The sequence below is a fragment of the Streptomyces sp. SID12501 genome, assembly GCF_010550245.1.
Classification (GTDB): Bacteria; Actinomycetota; Actinomycetes; order Streptomycetales; family Streptomycetaceae; genus Streptomyces.
Map to the genome: position 1 here is coordinate 16,598 of NZ_JAAGLU010000002.1, position 18,671 is coordinate 35,268.

Sequence of the window (18,671 nt, forward strand, 5' to 3'; positions counted from 1 at the left end):
GGGCCCGCATACTCGGAGGGTGACCGCCTACGAGCCCCAGCCCTCAGGGACGCCCGGCGCCGACGGCTACGACGCCGTCGTGCTCGCGGGCGGGGCCGCCCGGCGGCTCGGCGGCGCCGACAAGCCCGGCGTACGCGTGGGCGGGCGCGCGCTGCTCGACCGGGTGCTCGCCGCCTGCGCCGACGCCGGCACCACCGTGGTCGTGGCCGGCCCCCGGCCCACCGCACGGCCCGTCACCTGGGCCCACGAGGACCCGCCGGGCGGCGGACCCGTCGCCGCACTCGACGCGGGCCTGCGGCACACCGGCGCCGAGCACGTCGTCGTACTCTCCGCCGATCTCCCGTTCCTCGGACCGGCGACGGTACGGCGGCTCCTCGGTGCCCTGCGGACGAGCGGCGCCGAGGGCGCGCTGCTCACCGACACCGGGGGCCGGGACCAGCCGCTCGTGGCCGCGTACCGGGCGTCCGCGCTGCGCCGGGAGCTGGGCGCGCTCACCCTCGAACACGACGGCCTGACCGGCCTGCCGCTGCGCCGGCTGACCGCCGCGCTCGAACTCACCCGTGTGTCCGACCCTGTCGCGTCCTTCGACTGCGACACCTGGGACGACATCGCCGCCGCCAGAGCACGCATCAGGGAGCATGGGCACGTGTTGGACGAATGGATTTCCGCAGCCAAGGACGAACTGGGCATCGACCTGGACGTCGACACCAACCTCCTCCTGGACCTCGCCCGTGACGCCGCGCACGGAGTGGCCAGGCCGGCCGCTCCGCTGACGACGTTCCTCGTCGGGTACGCGGCGGGCCGGGCCGGGGGAGGTCCGGAGGCGGTCGCCGAGGCCACCCGCAAGGCGGTCGCCCTCGCGCTGCGCTGGGCCGACGAGGCAGCGGCCGCCGACGCCGAGCCCGGTGCGGGCAAGGCCCCCGACAGCCGCCCGGACGCCGGATGACCGCCCGCAGCGAGCTGGACGACCTCGGCGCCGAGGAGGCGCTCGCCCTCGTGAACGAAGGCAACGGCGGTGGCAGCCGTAGACAGGGCGACGGGCCGACCCCCGGGGGTCCCGCGGTACCGGCCCCCACCGGGAAAGGTGTCTACGACGTGGACGCCGACACCGGCAACCCCGGCACCAACCCGGGTGCCAGCCCTGCCCCCGCCCCCGAGAGCCCCCGGGCCACCCCCTGGCCCCAGGCCCGCGCCATCGCCGAGCGCGCTGCCCGCCAGGTCCCCCGTACCGCCTCGGCCCCCGTCTCCGTCCCCCTCGATGCCGCCCTCGGCCTGGTCCTCGCGGCCCCTCTCGCGGCCCTCACCGACCTCCCCTCCTTCGACACGTCCGCGATGGACGGCTGGGCGGTGGCAGGCCCCGGCCCCTGGAAGGTGCGCGAGGCCGGTGTGCTCGCCGGGCACGCGCAGCCCGAGCCGCTCACCGACGGCGACGCGGTACAGATCGCGACGGGTGCCCGTATCCCGCACGACACGAGCGCCGTACTGCGCAGCGAGCACGGCCGCACCGACGACAAGGGCCGGCTGTACGCCACCCGCGAAATGAGTCACGGCCAGGACATCCGGCCGCGCGGCCAGGAGTGCCGCTCCGGCGACCAGCTGCTGCCCACCGGCACCTTCGTGACGCCGGCCGTGCTCGGACTCGCGGCAGCCGCCGGGTACGACACCCTTGCCGCGATCCCCCGGCCCCGCGCCGAAGTCCTCGTCCTGGGCGACGAGTTGCTCACCGAGGGACTGCCGCACGACGGTCTGATCCGGGATGCGCTCGGCCCGATGCTGCCGCCCTGGCTGCGCTCGCTCGGCGCCGACGTCATCGCCGTACGCAGGCTCGGGGACGACGCCGAGGCGCTCTACGCAGCCCTGAAGAACTCCCCCGCCGAGATCGTCGTCACCACCGGAGGCACCGCCGCCGGACCCGTCGACCACGTCCACCCCACCCTGCGCCGCCTCGGTGCCGAACTGCTCGTGCACGGCGTCCAGGTGCGCCCCGGCCACCCCATGCTGCTGGCCCGGTTGAAGGAGAACCAGCACCTCGTCGGGCTGCCAGGCAACCCGCTGGCCGCCGTCTCCGGGCTGCTCACCCTCGCCGAGCCCCTGCTGCGGACCCTCGCGGGACGGGCGGCGCCCGAGCCGTACACGCTGCCCCTCAAGGACGAGGTGCACGGGCACCCGCACGACACCCGGCTGGTCCCCGTCGTCCTGCGCGGCGACCGGGCCGTGCCGCTGCACTACAACGGGCCGGCCATGCTGCGCGGCATCGCGGCGGCCGAAGCCCTCGCTGTCGTACCGCCGGGCGGCGCGCGGGCCGGCCAGGAACTGGAACTGCTCGACCTGCCCTGGGCGGCAGCCGCTGAAGCCGGGGAGTGTTTCACGTGAAACATTCGGATCGGAACGGCACCCGACTCAGCGGCAATGGAGGATGTTTCACGTGAAACTGCCGGGCCATGACGCCATCGCCCGCCAGGCGGACGAGCACCTGATGACCTATCGGGTGAAACTTCCCCGGACCGTGGTGGAGCGACCGATCCGGCAGGTCGGCAAGCGCGTCGCCATGGCCCTGCTGGTGCTGGTCGGGACCGCACTCATCGTCTATGCCGACCATGACGGCTACAGCGACAACGCCGACGGTTCCGTCGGCCTCCTCGACGCCTTCTACTACGCCACCGTCACCCTCTCCACCACCGGATACGGCGACATCGCACCCGTCAGCGATGCCGCCCGGTTCACCAACATCTTCGTCATCACCCCGCTGCGCGTGCTCTTCCTGATCATCCTGGTCGGCACGACTCTCGAAGTCCTCACGGAACGCACACGGGATGAGTGGCGCCAGAACCGCTGGAGGGCGGCCTTGCGAGAGCACACCGTTGTCATCGGGTTCGGGACCAAGGGGCGGTCGGCCGTGCAGACCGTCTGCGTCACCGGACTGAAGAAGGAACAGGTCGTGGTCGTCGACCCCAGTTCCAAGGCCGTGGACGCGGCCACCGCCGAGGGGTACGCCGGAGTGGTCGGCGACGCCACGCGCAGTGACGTACTGCTGCGGGCCGAGGTGCAGAAGGCGCGGCAGATCATCATCGCCACCCAGCGCGACGACACGGCCGTGCTGGTCACCCTGACGGCCCGCCAGCTCAACCGCACGGCGAAGATCGTGGTCGCCGTGCGCGAGGAGGAGAACGCGCCGCTGCTCAAGCAGTCCGGCGCCGATGCCGTCATCACGAGTGCGAGCGCGGCCGGTCGCCTGCTCGGGCTGTCGGTGCTCAGCCCTGCCGCCGGCATGGTCATGGAGGACCTCATCCAGCAGGGCAGCGGGCTCGACATCGTCGAACGGCCGGTCATAAAGGCCGAGGTGGGCAAGGGGCCCCGCGAGACGGACGACCTGGTCGTGAGCGTCGTACGCGGGCATCGCGTGCTGGGTTACGACGACCCGTCCATCGGGCAGCTTCAGGTGGCCGACCGGCTCATCACCATCGTGCGGGCGACACCGGGCGCGCATGTGGCACCCGACGCCCGCCCGATCCGCGACCACTGAACCCGTAACGCCGACTACCTGGGGTGGTAGAGCCGTATCGTCGCGATCGGCGGCCGGTCATCCGCCGGCCGGCCGGGAACTCGTCGCTCGTGCGGCCGCAGGTCTGTCCACGGTCTCTCCGGCGCGCCCGGACCGCACGTCGATGTCGCCGGAACGGGGAGTAGCGTCCCCTCATGCATGCGATCACGATTCCCGAACCCGGAGGGCCCGAGGCGCTGGTGTGGGCCGAGGTCCCCGATCCCGTGCCCGGTGAGGGCGAGGTGCTGGTCGAGGTGGTGGCCGGCGCCGTCAACCGCGCCGACATCCTGCAACGCCAGGGCTTCTACAACCCGCCGCCCGGCGCCTCTCCGTACCCCGGTCTTGAGTGCTCCGGCCGGATCGCCGGGATCGGGCCGGGAGTGTCCGGCTGGTCCGTCGGCGACGAGGTGTGCGCCCTGCTCGCGGGCGGCGGCTACGCCGAGAAGGTCGCCGTTCCGGTCGGGCAGCTGCTGCCCGTGCCCGAGGGCATCGACCTGAAGCGGGCCGCGGCGCTGCCCGAGGTGGCCTGCACGGTCTGGTCGAACGTCTTCATGATCTCCCACCTCCGCCCCGGCGAGACCTTCCTCGTGCACGGCGGCTCCAGCGGCATCGGCACCATGGCCATCCAGCTCGCCAAGGCGGTCGGCGCCAGGGTCGCCGTCACGGCCGGGACGAAGGAGAAGCTCGACCAGTGCGCCGAGCTGGGCGCCGACATCCTCGTCAACTACCGCGAGCAGGACTTCGTCGAGGAGCTGAAGCAGGCCACCGACGGTGCCGGCGCCGACGTCATCCTCGACAACATGGGCGCCAAGTACCTGGACCGCAACGTCCGCGCCCTGGCCGTCAACGGACGGCTCGCGATCATCGGCATGCAGGGCGGCGTCAAGGCCGAACTGAACATCGGCGCGCTTCTCACCAAGCGGGCCGCGATCAGCGCGACCTCGCTGCGCGCCCGGCCGCTCGCCGAGAAGACGGCGATCGTGGCCGCCGTACGCGAGCACGTCTGGCCGCTGCTCGCCGCCGGTCAGGTCCGGCCGGTCGTCGACCGCGAGTTCCCGATGAGCGACGCGGCGGCGGCCCACCGGATCGTGGAGGAGAGCGGGCACGTGGGGAAGGTGCTGCTGGTCGTCCCGTAGCGGGACATCCCCGGGGTCACGTCCTCCGTACGCGCAGCCGCAGCGTCAGGAGGGCCAGGCCCAGCCCGAGGCCGATCAGGACCAGCCCGCTGCCGAGCGGCAGTATCCGCAGCACCGGCCCGGAGGCCGTGCCGGTGCGGGCGTCGGCGCCCCGCGGCGCGTCCGGCACCGAGGTGGGATCGGGGAAGGGCACGGCCGCCTCGTACGCCGCCTCGTCGGGCGGGGAGGACTCCCGCCGCCCGGGACGCTCCCGCCCCTCACCCGCCTGGCTCCCGGCCCGGGAGGCGTCGGGGGCGGGCCGGGCGACGTGGGAGATGTTGTCGTACGACGATGTCGTGCCGTGCGGAGAAGCGGCGAGCGTGGGGGCCGCCAGGGCCAGCAGCGTGCCGCAGGTACGAAGGGTGTGGAGCCATGGGGTCATGTCGGTGGCCTCCTCCCGCTGCGGAGTCGCCGGTCGCCGGTCACCCCTCCCGGGGTTCGACGGAACCAGCCTCACACGCGCCCGCCGGTCCGGCATCCCGGACAGAGGGAGCCGGGCCGGACCCACCGGCCGCACCCGCGACCTGGTGCGAGAGAATGACGGAATGGAGATGCCGAGGAACGACAGGTCGCCGGAGAACCCCCAGATCCTGGTCGTTGGCCAGGACGGGATGGCTCTCGGCGGCGGCGGTGACGACGACTCCCGCGAGATCCCGGTGACGGACATGGTGGAGCAGCCCGCCAAGGTCATGAGGATCGGCAGCATGATCAAACAGCTGCTGGAAGAGGTACGCGCGGCCCCTCTCGACGAGGCGAGCCGGGTCCGGCTCAAGAGGATCCACGCCAGCTCGGTGAAGGAGCTGGAGGACGGTCTCGCGCCGGAGCTGGTCGACGAGCTGGAGCGGCTGTCTCTGCCGTTCACGGACGAGGCGATTCCCAGCGACGCCGAACTGCGGATCGCGCAGGCCCAGTTGGTGGGCTGGCTTGAGGGTCTCTTCCACGGGATCCAGACCGCCCTGTTCGCCCAGCAGATGGCCGCGCGGGCCCAGCTGGAGCAGATGCGCCGCGCGTTGCCGCCGGGTGTCGGTGGCAACGAGGGCGATGACGACCCGCGTACAGGCGGACGTACGGGCGGGCCGTACCTCTAGTCAGTCCCCCAACCCGTCGGTCCGCCCCAGATCTCATGGAGTGGGGCCCGGTGGCCGACCGACCGGCTGCCGGGCCCCGTTCCATGGACAACTGTCCGCTCAGGACGACGGGTAGCCCGTCGACACGCTCAGTTCGATCTCCGGCATGTTCTCCGGGTCGACGTCCGCGCCCGCGGAGGGGAACTGGGCCATGACCGCGTCCTTGCCGTACGTGTTCTCGGCGTAGGGCGTTTCCTTCATCCGCCAGCCGGCCGCCTGGAAACAGAGCTTCACCGAGGCCAGGTTCTTGTAGCGGAAGTCGGGCAGCTGGATCTTGTCCGGGTCGGTGTACGACTCCCGCGCCTCCGAGCACTCCTCCGGGTCGATCGTCTTGTCCGGGTCCGGTTCCTTGTACCCCGATCCGGTTCTCGACCCCGTCTCCGCCTCCACCGACCGCGAGGCCGAGGCGCTCGCGGTGCTGGCGGTGCTGGTCCCGCGGCCGTTGTCGGTGTCGTCCCCGCCCAGGTTCAGGGCAAGGATCAGCCCGCCGACGGCGGCGAGGGAGACGAGGACCGAGCCCAGGATCACCGGGGTGTTGCTCTTCCGTCCTCCTCCGGAGGAGGACGTGGCCGGAGTCGAGGGCGAGTACGCGGCCGGGGGCGTGTGCTGCTGCGGCGCGTACGCACCGGGCGTCCGGTACGCCGCCTGCTGCGGATAGCCGTACGCCGGAGCCGGTGGCTGCGGGGGCGTGTGCACAGGCCCGTACGCCGGGGGCGGAGTGTCGCGATACGGATTCACGTGCTGCGGGTGCGGCTGGTAGGGGGTCTGTACGGAGCCCTGCGGGGCCGGGGTCGCCTGGTCGACCGGCGGGAACACGGCGGAGGCGACGCCCGTACCGCTCTGCGCCGGGGCGCCCGCGACGATGTTCGGGGCGGCCGGGTGGAGGGAGGCGACCACGCGCAGGCACTCGTCGCGCATGGCGTCGGCGCTCGGGAAACGCTCGTTCGGGTTCTTCTTCAGCGCGCGGGCGACGAGCGCGTCCACCGCCGGGGGCAGCGCGCTGTTGACCGACGAAGGGGCGACCGGCTGCTCCTGGACATGCGCGTACGCGATCGCGAGCGGTGAGTCGGCGTTGAACGGCAGCCGTCCGGTGACCAGCTGGAACAGCATGATGCCGACCGAGTAGAGGTCGGAGCGGGCGTCCACGGCCCGGCCGAGCGCCTGCTCCGGGGAGAGGTACTGCGGGGTGCCGACGACCATGCCGGTCTGCGTCATCGACGTGACGCCCGACTGCATGGCGCGGGCGATGCCGAAGTCCATGACCTTGACGACACCGCGCTTGGTCGTCATCACGTTGCCCGGCTTGATGTCCCGGTGGACCAGGCCCATCTCGTGGCTGATCTCCAGCGCCGCCAGCACGTCCGCGGTGATCTTCAGCGCCTTGTCGGCGGGCATCGCCCCGAACTGCCGTACGTCCGCGTCGAGAATGGAGCCGAGCGGCTGCCCCTCGACGTACTCCATGACGATGTACGGGGTCATGGTCCCGGCGACATCGTCCTCGCCGGTGTCGAAGACCGAGACGATGTTCGTGTGCGTGAGCTTGGCCACGGCCTGGGCCTCGCGGCGGAAGCGCTCGCGGAAGGCCTGCTCACGGCCCAGTTCGGTGTGCAGCGTCTTGATCGCGACCTGCCGGTCCAGGACCGAGTCGTACGCGAGGTGCACCGAGGCCATGCCGCCCTCGCCGAGCAGATCGCGCAGCTGGTAGCGCCCGCCGGCGAGCGCGTGCCCCGCGTACCGGCCGTGTGCGCCGTCCTGGCTCATGTCTCCGCGTCCCCCGAACTTCTCCACAGCCACACGTGATCGATTGGCTGATTCCGGGCCAAGTCTGCCGGAGGGCACCGACACGTCAAGCGCGGTGCCCGTTCCGTGACCGTACGGGAAGGAAGCGTCGCGGAAGCGTTACAGGGGCTGTACGGACGAGGTACGGGATTTGCACGCCCATACCCGCAACGGGTTTGATAACCGGTCCGCCCGGCACTCGTACCCGGGTTCTCCCGGAGCTCTTCCGGGATCGCCTCCCGGATCGGAGGCTTGCGTGGAGGCTGTAGCGTGGCCGACGGAGACCGTAACAACACCGCGCGCACCGCGGGCAGAAACGACGGCGAGGACTGATGGCACAGCAGCGCGCTCAGGGCCCGTACGACCCCGAGGCGGCTGGCGGCGGTATGTCAGACGCGCCTGAGCTGTGGGGCAACGGCGGACTGGTGGGGGACGGCCGGTACCGGCTCACCCACAGACTCGGCCGGGGCGGCATGGCTGAGGTGTTCGCCGCCGAGGACGTGCGCCTCGGGCGGACCGTCGCGGTCAAACTGCTCCGCGCCGACCTCGCCGAGGACCCGATCTCCAAGGCCCGCTTCACGCGCGAGGCCCAGGCGGTGGCCGGGCTCAACCACCACTCGATCGTCGCCGTGTACGACTCGGGCGAGGACACCGTCGACGGCCGGTCCGTCCCGTACATCGTGATGGAGATCGTCGAGGGGCGCACCATCCGCGACCTCCTCATCAACGCCGAGGCGCCGGGGCCCGAGCAGGCCCTGATCATCGTCTCCGGGGTGCTGGAAGCGCTTGCCTATTCGCATCAGCACGGCATCGTGCACCGGGACATCAAGCCCGCCAACGTGATCATCACGCACGGCGGCGCGGTGAAGGTCATGGACTTCGGCATCGCCCGCGCGCTGCACGGGGCGTCGACGACGATGACGCAGACCGGCATGGTCATGGGCACGCCCCAGTACCTCTCTCCGGAGCAGGCTCTCGGCAAGGCCGTCGACCACCGCTCCGACCTGTACGCCACCGGCTGTCTGCTGTACGAACTCCTCGCGCTGCGGCCCCCGTTCACCGGTGAGACCCCGCTGGCCGTGGTCTACCAGCACGTCCAGGACATTCCGGTGCCCCCGTCCCAGGTCTCGGACGTGGCGCCGCCGGAGCTCGACGGGCTCGTCATGCGTTCCCTCGCCAAGGATCCGGACGACCGCTTCCAGACCGCCGAGGAGATGCGCGGGCTGATCCAGTACGGCCTGCAGATGCTGTACGACCAGGGCGGCCACACCGGTACCTGGAACACCGGGCCCGTGGACATGCACGACGGCCGGCACACCCCCTCGGGGGGCTTCGCCGGCACCGCGGTGATGAACCACCCGGGCGACCAGTCCGGCACCACCCAGATCCCGCAGCAGATCCTGCCCGCCGGGTACGGCGGCGGGGACGACGGCGGCTTCGAGGGGCACGGCAACCGGGGCGGCGGCCGGGGCAAGCTGTGGATACTGGCGTTCTTCGCCGTGATCGCCATCGCGGCGGGCGTCGCCCTCGCCCTGCAGAACGGCACCGGCACGGCCGGCGACAACGACACCTCCGAGTCGCCGAGCACCTCGCAGTCCGCGACGACCGACGACTCCACGGCGAGCCCGAGCGACGACGTCTCCGAAGAGCCGACGAACACCGCCACGGACGACGGCACCGGCACCGACTCGGGGTCCCAGTGGACGCCGTCGGCCACGCCGTCGTACACGCCGTCCGCGACCCCCTCCGCCACGCCGTCGGCCACCCCGTCGAACCCGGCGACGAGCGCGGCGCCGTCGGTCTCGGCGTCGCAGCCGTCGGACGCGGTGACTCCGTCGGACGCGACGTCCGGCGACACCGGAGAGGAAGACGGCGGTACGGAGGGCGGCGGCACCACCCCCTGACCCGCTGATCGCCCCGCCGGGGGAACGAACCGGCGGCCGGTTGACGGAAAGCAGCCTCCACGCGCGCGTGCGGCCCGAAGAGGGCTTCACGCGCGCGGCGTTTGCGGGGGCCTGCGGCCGGCCCCGGCGGGTGTCAGTCCACGAACGCCTCGCGCACCGCGTCGTACTCGCGCGTCCACCACACCGCGAGCGCCGAGGCGGCCGGGAACTGGGAGTCGGCGCGGGTGTCCCCCCGTTCGTAGTGCCAGCGGAGCATCCAGAAGTCGTTGAGGCGCTCCCACCACACCCGGTGCACCGCGGCGGCCAGTTCGGAGGGCGTGGCCCCCGCGGTACGCCGGTACGCGCACGCGTACGCCCGTGCCTTGGGCAGGTCGAGCGTGCCGGTGGGCCGTACGAAGAAGATCGCGGCGGCACGTACGGCCTCCTCCACGCGGGGCTGCACGCCCAGCCGGTCCCAGTCGACGATCGCGGCCGGGGCGTCCCCCTTGTAGAGCAGGTTGAACGGGTGGAAGTCGCCGTGCACCCAGCCCACCGAGCCGCCCGGCGGGGGTCGCCGGTCCGCGTGCTGCTCCAGCAGCGTCCGCCGTTCCAGGAGCCGGTGGCGGGCCAGTTCGTCGAAGGCGTCGGTGGGGCGGTGGCGGCGTACGCGGGCCAGGAGGTCGTCGATGAGCGCGAAGGTGTCGGCGGGGTCGGCAGAGAGTGCCTGCAGCGGCTCGGCGGCGGTCCGGGGGGCGTGGGGTCGGGCGTCGGCCGGGGGTGGGGGCTCGACGGTGGTGCGGGGTACAGGGGTCTTCACCAGGGCTTCGGCGAAGGTGTGGGCCCGGCTCCGGTCGGTGAATCGGCTCTGCCTGGTGGCGTCCCGGCGCCGGGCGGCCGTGCCCGGCCGGCCGGTTGCCTCCTCGTGGCCTGCCTGTCCCCACTGGATGCCGTGCTCGGGGGTCCGTCCTCGACCGGCGGGCACCGCCTGCGGCGCGGGCTGTCCGGCGGCCTCGTCCTCACGCTCGTCCCCGCCCTGTTCGCCCGGTGCCCGGCCCCGCGTCGGCATCACCCGTTCAAGGCTCGCGTGGACCACGCCCAGCAGCGCGCCCAGCCGGCCGCACTGGACGGTGCTGAGCTGGCCGCCGTGGCGGTGGCGGCCGTCGATCCAGGGGTGCAGGGCGTAGGCGTGGCCGCCGACGACGGCGACCGTACGTCCGTCGCGGCCGGGCAGGGGCGGGGCCACCGGGACGCCGAGGTCCGCGAGGCGCTGGGTGGCCCGGTGCTGACGGGCGATCGCGGCGGGGTCGGCGGTCTCGGGGTCGAAGTGGTGCTTGAGGAAGTAGTCGCCGCGGGTGGTGGCGAGCCGGTAGCCGCGGTTCAGCAGCCCTTGGTCGACGGGGTCGCAGGTCAGCGCGGACCCGGCGGCGTACTGGCGGAGGAGGGCGCCCAGCGGGGGCGCATGGGACGCAAGGGGTGGTACAGATGAGCGCGGCACGCGCCAGATGGTAGGGCACGAGCCGGGCGCGTGAGCGGGGCGCTTGTCACAGGCAGTCACAGGTGACCGCGTGCAGTCACGGGCAGTCGGTTTCGATCACGGAGTGCACCGTCGCGAACTGGGGTTCGACCCGGAGGTAGACGGGATCGAAGGGAACGCCGTCCACGGAGCGCGGTGCCGGTCCGAACCGGTCGAGCTCGGCGGCGGTCGGCTCGACGGCGGCGCACTCCCCGACGACCTGCACGGACCACGACCGGCTCCGCGCGGACGGAACATCGGCGCCGTACGCGACGACACCGCCCACGCACGCCCGGTGGTACCCGTGCCCCCTGTGCAGGCGCAGCAGGACCCGGCCGTCCACGACGATGTGCCGGGCGGACGCCAGGAAGGGCAACGCGCGCATGCTGGTCGCGACCCGGCCGTGCTCGACCCGGCCGAGGAGATCGGCGGCGCGCTGTTCGTCGGTCGGCATGCACTCAGGGTGCGCGCCCGGAGGACGGGCACACCAGGGGCGCTCGCCCCGAGAAGAGAGGCCTTAAGTCCCGATTCGGGCGACCTCTCAAAAACTTCGAACTTCGGAGGGCCCCCCTCGGAAACCCTGCCGCTGCCCCTGTCGCTCCACCTGCGTCCGTGCCACGTAAGCCGCCGCCTGGGAGCGCCTCTGCATGCCCAGTTTGGACAGCAGCCCGGACACGTAGTTCTTGATCGTCTTCTCCGCCAGGTGCAGCCGTTCGCCGATCTCGCGGTTGGTGAGCCCCTCGCCGATCAGGTCGAGGATCCGGCGTTCCTGCTCGGTGAGGTTCGCGAGGCGCTCGTCACCCCTCGCCGGGTCGGCGCCGCCGCGCAGCCGCTCCATGACGCGGGCGGTCGCGACCGGGTCGAGCAGGGACCGGCCTGCGGCGACGTCCCGTACGGCCGCCATTAGTTCATGTCCGCGGATGGCCTTCAGGACGTACCCGGAGGCGCCCGCCATGATGGCGTCGAAGAGTGCCTCGTCGTCGGCGAACGAGGTCAGCATCAGGCACTTGACGCCCACGTCCTGCGAGCGGATCTCGCGGCACACCTCGACTCCGCTGCCGTCCGGGAGCCGTACGTCCAGAACGGCCACGTCCGGGCGGGTGGCCGGAATCCGCGCCAGCGCCTCCGCCGCCGTACCGGCCTCGCCGACCACCTCGATGTCGTCCTCGACCGAGAGCAGTTCGCGGACTCCCCGACGGACGACTTCATGGTCATCGAGGAGAAATACGGTGATTTTTCCGTCTTCAGGCACGCGGACAGTCTCACACACCGGCTCTTCCCGTGAGCTGGGTGAGCGGGATAACGTGCCGTTGTTCCGGCCCCCTGCAAGGCTGTGACCAGGGCCCCTGCCCGGCTTGCTCAATTTACTTGGATTTCCAAGCAAAATGGCAGGTCAGGGGGGTTTCATAGAAATATGACGCACTGGGTAACGTGATCCTTGCGGGACGCTCGCCGGGGCGCCTGTCACGCCTGTTCCCGGCCGAGTCGCACCCACCCCGTGCACGGGTATCGGGTACAGGTGACCGCACTGGTTACCCGGCAACCCCGGGGCCGGACCGACGGAGGAGTACACGTGACCGTGGAGAGCACTGCCGCGCGCAAACCGCGACGCAGCGCCGGAAGCAAGACCGGTACCACCCGCACCACCACCCAGAGCGCAGACGCACCGGTCGTAGACACACCGGCCGCCGCCGACGCGCCTGCCACGGCCGCGAAGCGCGTCACCGCAAAACGCGCCGCCACCAAGAAGACGCCCGTGAAGCCGGCCGGGACGGGCGCCGATCCGGACCTCGTCCAGCTGCTGACCCCTGAGGGCAGGCGCGTCAAGAACGCCGCCTACGACCCCTACGTCGCCGCCGTCACCTCCGGCGAACTGCGTGGCCTGTACCGGGACATGGTGCTGACCCGCCGATTCGACGCCGAGGCCACCGCCCTCCAGCGCCAGGGCGAGCTGGGCCTGTGGGCCTCGCTGCTCGGCCAGGAGGCCGCCCAGATCGGCTCCGGCCGTGCCACCCGCCCCGACGACTACGTCTTCCCGACCTACCGCGAGCACGGCGTCGCCTGGTGCCGGGACATCGACCCGACGAACCTGCTCGGCATGTTCCGCGGGGTCAACAACGGCGGCTGGGACCCCAACACCAACAACTTCCACCTCTACACGATCGTCATCGGCTCGCAGACCCTGCACGCCACCGGCTACGCCATGGGCGTGGCCAAGGACGGCGCGGACTCGGCGGTCATCGCGTACTTCGGGGACGGCGCCTCCAGCCAGGGCGACGTCGCCGAGTCGTTCACGTTCGCGTCGGTCTACAACGCCCCCGTGGTGTTCTTCTGCCAGAACAACCAGTGGGCCATCTCCGAGCCGACCGAGCGCCAGACCCGCGTCCCGCTCTACCAGCGCGCGCAGGGCTACGGCTTCCCCGGCGTACGGGTGGACGGCAACGACGTACTGGCCGTCCTCGCGGTGACGAGGTGGGCCCTGGAGCGGGCCCGCCGCGGCGAGGGCCCCACGCTGGTCGAGGCGTTCACGTACCGCATGGGCGACCACACCACCTCCGACGACGCGTCCCGCTACCGCCACGACGACGAGCGGGTGGCCTGGGAGGCGAAGGACCCGATCGCCCGTCTGCGTACGTACCTGGAGGCCTCAAACCACGCGGATGAGGGATTTTTCGCGGAACTGGAGGCCGAGAGCGAGTCGTTGGGCAGGCGAGTACGCGAAGTGGTCCGTGCCATGCCGGACCCGGACCCCTTCGCGATGTTCGAGCACACCTATGCCGACGGGCACGCGCTCGTGGACGAGGAACGGGCCCAGTTCGCCGCCTATCAGGCGTCGTTCGCTGATGTGGAGGGGGCATGACCATGGCGGCCGAGACAGTGGCTTCGACGAACGGAGCCTCGAAATCCGTGACGTCGAAGAGCATGGCCCTGGCCAAGGCGATCAACGAATCGCTGCGCAAGGCCCTGGAATCGGACCCCAAGGTCCTGATCATGGGTGAGGACGTCGGCAAGCTCGGCGGAGTCTTCCGGGTCACCGACGGTCTGCAGAAGGACTTCGGCGAGGACCGCGTCATCGACACCCCGCTCGCCGAGTCGGGCATCGTCGGCACGGCCATCGGTCTCGCCCTGCGCGGCTACCGCCCGGTGGTGGAGATCCAGTTCGACGGCTTCGTCTTCCCGGCGTACGACCAGATCGTCACCCAGCTTGCGAAGATGCACGCACGCGCGTTGGGCAAGATCAAGCTCCCGATCGTCATCCGTATCCCGTACGGCGGTGGCATCGGCGCGGTCGAGCACCACTCGGAGTCCCCGGAGGCGCTCTTCGCGCACGTGGCGGGCCTCAAGGTGGTGTCCCCGGCCAACGCGTCGGACGCGTACTGGATGATGCAGCAGGCCATCCAGAGCAACGACCCGGTGATCTTCTTCGAGCCGAAGCGACGCTACTGGGACAAGGCCGAGGTCGATGTCGAGGCCATCCCGGGCCCGCTGCACAAGGCCAAGGTGGTCCGAGAGGGCACCGATCTCACCCTCGCCGCCTACGGCCCGATGGTGAAGCTGTGCCTGGAGGTCGCGGGCGTGGCGGCCGAGGAGGGCCGGTCCCTGGAGGTCCTCGACCTCCGGTCGGTCTCCCCGCTCGACTTCGACACCGTCCAGGCCTCGGTCGAGAAGACCCGCCGCCTGGTCGTGGTGCACGAGGCACCGGTGTTCTTCGGCTCGGGCGCGGAGATCGCCGCCCGGATCACGGAGCGCTGTTTCTACCATCTGGAGGCCCCGGTGCTCAGGGTCGGCGGCTACCACGCCCCGTATCCGCCGGCGCGCCTCGAGGACGAGTACCTACCGAACCTGGACCGGGTGCTCGACGCCGTCGACCGCTCGCTGGCGTACTGAGGAGAGGGACGTGACGACGATGACTGACGCGTCCGTTCGCGAGTTCAAGATGCCCGACGTGGGCGAGGGACTCACCGAGGCCGAGATCCTCAAGTGGTATGTCCAGCCGGGCGACACGGTCACCGACGGGCAGGTGGTGTGCGAGGTCGAGACCGCCAAGGCGGCCGTCGAACTGCCCATCCCGTACGACGGGATCGTGCGCTCACTCCACTTCCCCGAAGGCACGACGGTCGACGTGGGTATGTCGATCATCGCGGTGGACGTGACCGGCGGGGCCGGGGCCGCGGTGGAGGACGCGACCCCGGTTGCCGCCGAAGCCCCCGAGGAGGCGAAGCCGCCGGCCCGCCAGCCGGTCCTCGTGGGCTACGGCGTGTCCGTCTCCTCGACCAAGCGTCGCCCCCGCAAGGGCGCCGAGGTCCCGGCCCAGGAGGTCGCTGCGGCGGTCCAGCAGGAGCTGAACGGCCACAGCGGGCGGGCGCAGGCGAACGGCCACGGCGGCCACAGCGCCCTCGCCGGACTGGCAGGCCTGCCCGGCCAGCCTGTCCTGGCCCCGGTGGCCGGGCGCCCGCTCGCGAAGCCGCCGGTGCGCAAGCTCGCCAAGGATCTCGGCGTCGACCTGACGACGGTGACGCCGTCGGGCCCCGACGGCGTCATCACACGCGAGGACGTGCACGCCGCGGTGGCCCCGACCGCCCCGGAGCCGGTGCGCACGGCGCCGGCCGCCCCGGTGATCCCGGCGCCGGCCGTCACGTACGACGGCGCGCGGGAGACGCGTGTCCCGGTCAAGGGCGTACGGAAGGCGACCGCGGCGGCGATGGTCGGCTCGGCGTTCACGGCGCCGCATGTCACGGAGTTCGTGACGGTGGACGTGACACGGACGCTGAAGCTGGTGGAGGAGCTCAAGGGGGCCCCCGACTCATACGGGTTGGCGGGTCTGCGGGTGAACCCGCTGCTCCTGATCGCCAAGGCCCTGCTGGTCGCGATCAAGCGCCACCCGGACATCAACGCGTCCTGGGACGAGGCGAACCAGGAGATCGTGCTCAAGCACTACGTCAACCTGGGCATCGCGGCGGCCACCCCGCGCGGCCTGATCGTCCCGAACATCAAGGACGCCCACGACAAGACGCTCCCGCAACTGGCGGAGGCGCTCGGCGAGTTGGTGTCCACGGCGCGGGAGGGCAGGACGTCGCCGGCGGCCATGCAGGGCGGCACGGTGACGATCACGAACGTCGGCGTCTTCGGCGTCGACACGGGCACGCCGATTCTGCCTCCCGGCGAGGCCGCGATCCTCGCGGTCGGCTCGATCAAGCTCAAGCCGTGGGTCCACAAGGGCAAGGTCAAGCCCCGCCAGGTGACGACCCTGGCCCTCTCCTTCGACCACCGGCTGGTGGACGGGGAGTTGGGCTCCAAGGTCCTGGCGGACGTGGCGGCGATCCTGGAGCAGCCGAAGAAGCTCATCACCTGGGCCTGAGACGGGATGCCGGGAGCCGTTTCCCTTACGGAAACCGGCATAAGTGGACCCCCGTCACGTAGGCTCAGGCGCCGAGAGGCTGGCCGCAAACTCGAATTGCGGCCAGCCTCTCAACCACTCTCCTCCGGCGGCTGCTGCTGCTGTGGTTACGGCCGAGCCAGTGCGTAGACGACCGCACCCTTCTCCGTGCCGCCCCTGGACCGGATGCACGCGTGTCTCCGCATGAACCGCAGGCACTCGTTCACCCGGTGGGCGGTCAGCCCTGTCCGGGCCGCGAGGGCCTCCAGCGACATTCGGATCTCGCCGTGCTCGGCAAGCACGGGTGCGATCGTGACGGCCACGGCCCACACGTCCTCGGTCACCGACATCCGTGACCGCCAGTCCGCGAGGAGGGCTTCGGTACTCGTCCGGTACATGTCCGCCGGGGTGGCCGAAGAGACCGCGCGGACAGAGCGGAACGCTTCCAGCGCGTCCGCGATCCGGTCCATGGCACCCGCCATGCGGGACTGCACCTGTACCGAGGTTCGTTGGAGGTCGAGCATCTCCAGCCGGGTCTGCTGGGCCTCCAGACGTGTTCGCTGGGCTTCGTGTCGAGTCTCCTGCGAAATGCGCTGCGCCTCGGCGAACTCCTCGTCCAGCCGCGCGTTGCGCTCCTCCAGCCGCACGATCGCGTCGGCGACCTGTACGGGCATCGCGTAGGCCACGGGAGCGCTCGGGTCGCGGGGCTGCACCTCCGCCTTGGGGAGGGCGTATGAACCGTCCCGCTGGACCGACATGATTACCTCGCTGACCCACTCCTTGAACGGCCCGCACGAGGGCTTGGTGCAGCCGTTCACAAGCTGGATCAACCCGGCAAGGTCGACCATTTGCAAGTCTCGGCGCCACCCCCGACCTGCGGGAACGCTGAGACTGTGACTTCCAGTCACAGTCTCGAGAAAGTCTCGGTGCTCCTCTGGCACATGATCGAGCAGAGCCTTCCGGGTCGTTGTGTAACCGAGTTGCTCGCACACATCCGCCGCCGGAAACCAATGACTCCCGTCCGGCATCGTCAGCCTCCGTACCCGGGCTCCTGTAGCCCCGTACACGAAGTCGTTGATGTCGATTGCGTCGGTCTGCGGCGCTGCGGTTGATGTCGTGTCGTGTTCGTTCATACGAACCACCTCCTTGGCGGAACGTAGATCGACACACAACGCATATGCCAACAGGATCCGGGATGTTCATCACTCCGAGCGCATATAGCCCGTATCCCCTGCGCAGGCGCCCGGAACATGGTGGGCGCACGACGAAGGGGGCCTGCCGCGTCGAGCGCGGCAGGCCCCCTCACGTGTATGTCAGCTGTGCTGTCAGCCCAGGCGCGCGAAGCCGTAGTTCATCAGCTTCTTCGCGTCCGCCGTGCGGTTGGCGACCGACGTGGAGGCGAGGACCGTACCGATGACCGTCTTGCCGTTGCGGGTCGCGGCGAAGACCAGGCAGTACTTGGCCTGCGGGCCGGAGCCGGTCTTGATGCCGATGGTGCCGGCGTAGCCGGACAGCAGCGGCTTGTTGGTGTTCTCCCAGCTCATCCAACGGGTGCCACCGGTCTTGGTGGTGACCTTCTCCTTGAAGTTCTGCGTCTTCACTATCGTGCGGAAGGCGCCGCTCTTCATGGTGTTGCTGGCGAGCTTCGTCAGGTCCTTCGGCGTCGAGTAGTTCGCGCCGTTGCCGATCCCGTCGAAGCTGTCGAACTTGGTGTTCGTCATGCCGAGGCTCCGGGCCGTGGTGTTCATCTTGGCGATGAACGACTTCACCCGGAGGGCACGCGTCGAGCCGGTGCCGAACTTGTCCGCGAGCGCGTACGCGGCGTCGCAGCCCGACGGCAGCATCAGCCCGTACAGCAGCTGGCGGACGGTGACCTTGTCGCCGACGATCAGGCCGGCCGAGGAGGCGGTGTTGGCGACGATGTAGTCGCTGTACGCCTTCTGGATCGTGACCTTGGTGTTGAGGTTCAGGTTCGCCGTCGCCAGCACGACCTTCGCCGTCATTATCTTCGTGGTGGAACCGGTGGAGAGCTTGGTGTCCGGGAGCTTCCCGTACAGGGTCGCGCCGTTGGCGTTGTTCATCAGATAGCCGCCCTTGGCGACGATCGTCGGAACGGCGACAGCGGCCTGAGCGGGCGCCGCGGTGAGCGCTCCGGTCGCGAGCACGGCGCCGGTGGTGACCACCACGGCTACGGCTCTACGAAAACGGATGCCCTGGATGCCGGTTATCAACTTCAATACCCCGATTACGTCTGGATCGTCCGAATGTCCCTGGAG

Annotated in this window: 16 protein-coding genes; 9 read left to right on the plus strand and 7 right to left on the minus strand. The window is 70.9% G+C overall.

All coding sequences use genetic code 11. From position 1 onward, the window contains the following. The first annotated feature begins 19 nt into the window (after positions 1-19). The 4 genes from G3I71_RS01775 to G3I71_RS01790 all read left to right on the plus strand — a co-directional run bounded on the left by G3I71_RS01775 (position 20) and on the right by G3I71_RS01790 (position 4,677). Positions 20-946 carry a molybdenum cofactor guanylyltransferase gene (locus G3I71_RS01775; protein ID WP_164312093.1) on the plus strand — a complete coding sequence of 309 codons (927 nt, stop codon included), beginning with the start codon at positions 20-22 and terminating at the stop codon, positions 944-946. Beyond that, positions 943-2,373 (plus strand): molybdopterin molybdotransferase MoeA, encoded by a 1,431-nt coding sequence (locus tag G3I71_RS01780; protein ID WP_164312094.1) that lies wholly within the window; start codon positions 943-945, stop codon positions 2,371-2,373. The genes G3I71_RS01775 and G3I71_RS01780 overlap by 4 nt, the downstream gene beginning before the upstream one ends. 43 nt (positions 2,374-2,416) lie before the next feature. Continuing rightward, positions 2,417-3,523, plus strand: coding sequence for a TrkA family potassium uptake protein (locus G3I71_RS01785; protein WP_203729099.1), 1,107 nt, complete (start codon positions 2,417-2,419; stop codon positions 3,521-3,523). A gap of 173 nt (positions 3,524-3,696) precedes the next feature. Further along, positions 3,697-4,677: an NAD(P)H-quinone oxidoreductase gene (locus G3I71_RS01790; RefSeq protein ID WP_164312096.1), complete on the plus strand. Its 981-nt coding sequence runs from the start codon at positions 3,697-3,699 to the stop codon at positions 4,675-4,677. Between the two features lie 16 nt (positions 4,678-4,693). Here G3I71_RS01790 and G3I71_RS01795 read toward each other — a convergent pair whose 3' ends face one another. After that, entirely contained in the window at positions 4,694-5,098 is a 405-nt protein-coding gene (locus G3I71_RS01795; RefSeq protein WP_164312097.1) for a hypothetical protein, read from the minus strand. A gap of 163 nt (positions 5,099-5,261) precedes the next feature. Between G3I71_RS01795 and G3I71_RS01800 the strand changes: the two genes are divergently transcribed. Further along, complete coding sequence (locus G3I71_RS01800) at positions 5,262-5,804, plus strand: bacterial proteasome activator family protein (protein WP_164312098.1); 543 nt, start codon at positions 5,262-5,264, stop codon at positions 5,802-5,804. Between the two features lie 99 nt (positions 5,805-5,903). Here the strand turns inward: G3I71_RS01800 and G3I71_RS01805 are convergent, their stop codons facing one another. Then, positions 5,904-7,604: a protein kinase gene (locus tag G3I71_RS01805; protein WP_164312099.1), complete on the minus strand. Its 1,701-nt coding sequence runs from the start codon at positions 7,602-7,604 to the stop codon at positions 5,904-5,906. A 347-nt stretch (positions 7,605-7,951) separates the two neighbouring features. Between G3I71_RS01805 and G3I71_RS01810 the strand changes: the two genes are divergently transcribed. Further along, positions 7,952-9,526, plus strand: a complete 1,575-nt coding sequence (locus G3I71_RS01810) for a protein kinase (RefSeq protein ID WP_203729165.1) — start codon at positions 7,952-7,954, stop codon at positions 9,524-9,526. Positions 9,527-9,659: 133 nt separating this feature from the next. Here the strand turns inward: G3I71_RS01810 and G3I71_RS01815 are convergent, their stop codons facing one another. The 3 genes from G3I71_RS01815 to G3I71_RS01825 form a co-directional block, all read right to left on the minus strand. Further along, a complete protein-coding gene (locus G3I71_RS01815; protein WP_343242808.1) occupies positions 9,660-11,000 on the minus strand; it encodes a phosphotransferase in 1,341 nt (446 codons plus the stop codon). Positions 11,001-11,076: 76 nt separating this feature from the next. Next, positions 11,077-11,472 carry a pyridoxamine 5'-phosphate oxidase family protein gene (locus tag G3I71_RS01820; protein ID WP_164312100.1) on the minus strand — a complete coding sequence of 132 codons (396 nt, stop codon included), beginning with the start codon at positions 11,470-11,472 and terminating at the stop codon, positions 11,077-11,079. 87 nt (positions 11,473-11,559) lie between these two features. After that, positions 11,560-12,270 (minus strand): response regulator transcription factor, encoded by a 711-nt coding sequence (locus tag G3I71_RS01825; protein WP_164312101.1) that lies wholly within the window; start codon positions 12,268-12,270, stop codon positions 11,560-11,562. A gap of 321 nt (positions 12,271-12,591) precedes the next feature. Here G3I71_RS01825 and pdhA point away from each other — a divergent pair, with 321 nt between their 5' ends. From pdhA to G3I71_RS01840, 3 genes are all read left to right on the plus strand, one after another. Continuing rightward, positions 12,592-13,878: a pyruvate dehydrogenase (acetyl-transferring) E1 component subunit alpha gene (gene pdhA / locus G3I71_RS01830; protein ID WP_164312102.1), complete on the plus strand. Its 1,287-nt coding sequence runs from the start codon at positions 12,592-12,594 to the stop codon at positions 13,876-13,878. A gap of 62 nt (positions 13,879-13,940) precedes the next feature. Continuing rightward, positions 13,941-14,906 (plus strand): alpha-ketoacid dehydrogenase subunit beta, encoded by a 966-nt coding sequence (locus G3I71_RS01835; RefSeq protein WP_164312365.1) that lies wholly within the window; start codon positions 13,941-13,943, stop codon positions 14,904-14,906. 10 nt (positions 14,907-14,916) lie between these two features. Then, a complete protein-coding gene (locus G3I71_RS01840; RefSeq protein WP_164312103.1) occupies positions 14,917-16,377 on the plus strand; it encodes a dihydrolipoamide acetyltransferase family protein in 1,461 nt (486 codons plus the stop codon). 146 nt (positions 16,378-16,523) lie between these two features. Here the strand turns inward: G3I71_RS01840 and G3I71_RS01845 are convergent, their stop codons facing one another. Both G3I71_RS01845 and G3I71_RS01850 read right to left on the minus strand, forming a co-directional pair. Continuing rightward, positions 16,524-17,528: a Bro-N domain-containing protein gene (locus tag G3I71_RS01845; RefSeq protein WP_164312104.1), complete on the minus strand. Its 1,005-nt coding sequence runs from the start codon at positions 17,526-17,528 to the stop codon at positions 16,524-16,526. A gap of 192 nt (positions 17,529-17,720) precedes the next feature. Then, complete coding sequence (locus G3I71_RS01850) at positions 17,721-18,626, minus strand: D-alanyl-D-alanine carboxypeptidase family protein (protein WP_164312366.1); 906 nt, start codon at positions 18,624-18,626, stop codon at positions 17,721-17,723. Positions 18,627-18,671 lie beyond the last annotated feature (45 nt).

Excerpts from the sequence above, each read along its gene's own strand:
- G3I71_RS01780 (WP_164312094.1), top strand. The coding sequence starts at position 943 with ATGACCGCCCGCAGCGAGCTGGACGACCTCGGCGCCGAGGAGGCGCTC.
- G3I71_RS01785 (WP_203729099.1), top strand. The coding sequence starts at position 2,417 with ATGTTTCACGTGAAACTGCCGGGCCATGACGCCATCGCCCGCCAGGCG.
- G3I71_RS01790 (WP_164312096.1), top strand. The coding sequence starts at position 3,697 with ATGCATGCGATCACGATTCCCGAACCCGGAGGGCCCGAGGCGCTGGTG.
- G3I71_RS01795 (WP_164312097.1), bottom strand. The coding sequence starts at position 5,098 with ATGACCCCATGGCTCCACACCCTTCGTACCTGCGGCACGCTGCTGGCC.
- G3I71_RS01800 (WP_164312098.1), top strand. The coding sequence starts at position 5,262 with ATGGAGATGCCGAGGAACGACAGGTCGCCGGAGAACCCCCAGATCCTG.
- G3I71_RS01805 (WP_164312099.1), bottom strand. The coding sequence starts at position 7,604 with ATGAGCCAGGACGGCGCACACGGCCGGTACGCGGGGCACGCGCTCGCC.
- G3I71_RS01820 (WP_164312100.1), bottom strand. The coding sequence starts at position 11,472 with ATGCCGACCGACGAACAGCGCGCCGCCGATCTCCTCGGCCGGGTCGAG.
- G3I71_RS01835 (WP_164312365.1), top strand. The coding sequence starts at position 13,941 with ATGGCCCTGGCCAAGGCGATCAACGAATCGCTGCGCAAGGCCCTGGAA.
- G3I71_RS01845 (WP_164312104.1), bottom strand. The coding sequence starts at position 17,528 with ATGAACGAACACGACACGACATCAACCGCAGCGCCGCAGACCGACGCA.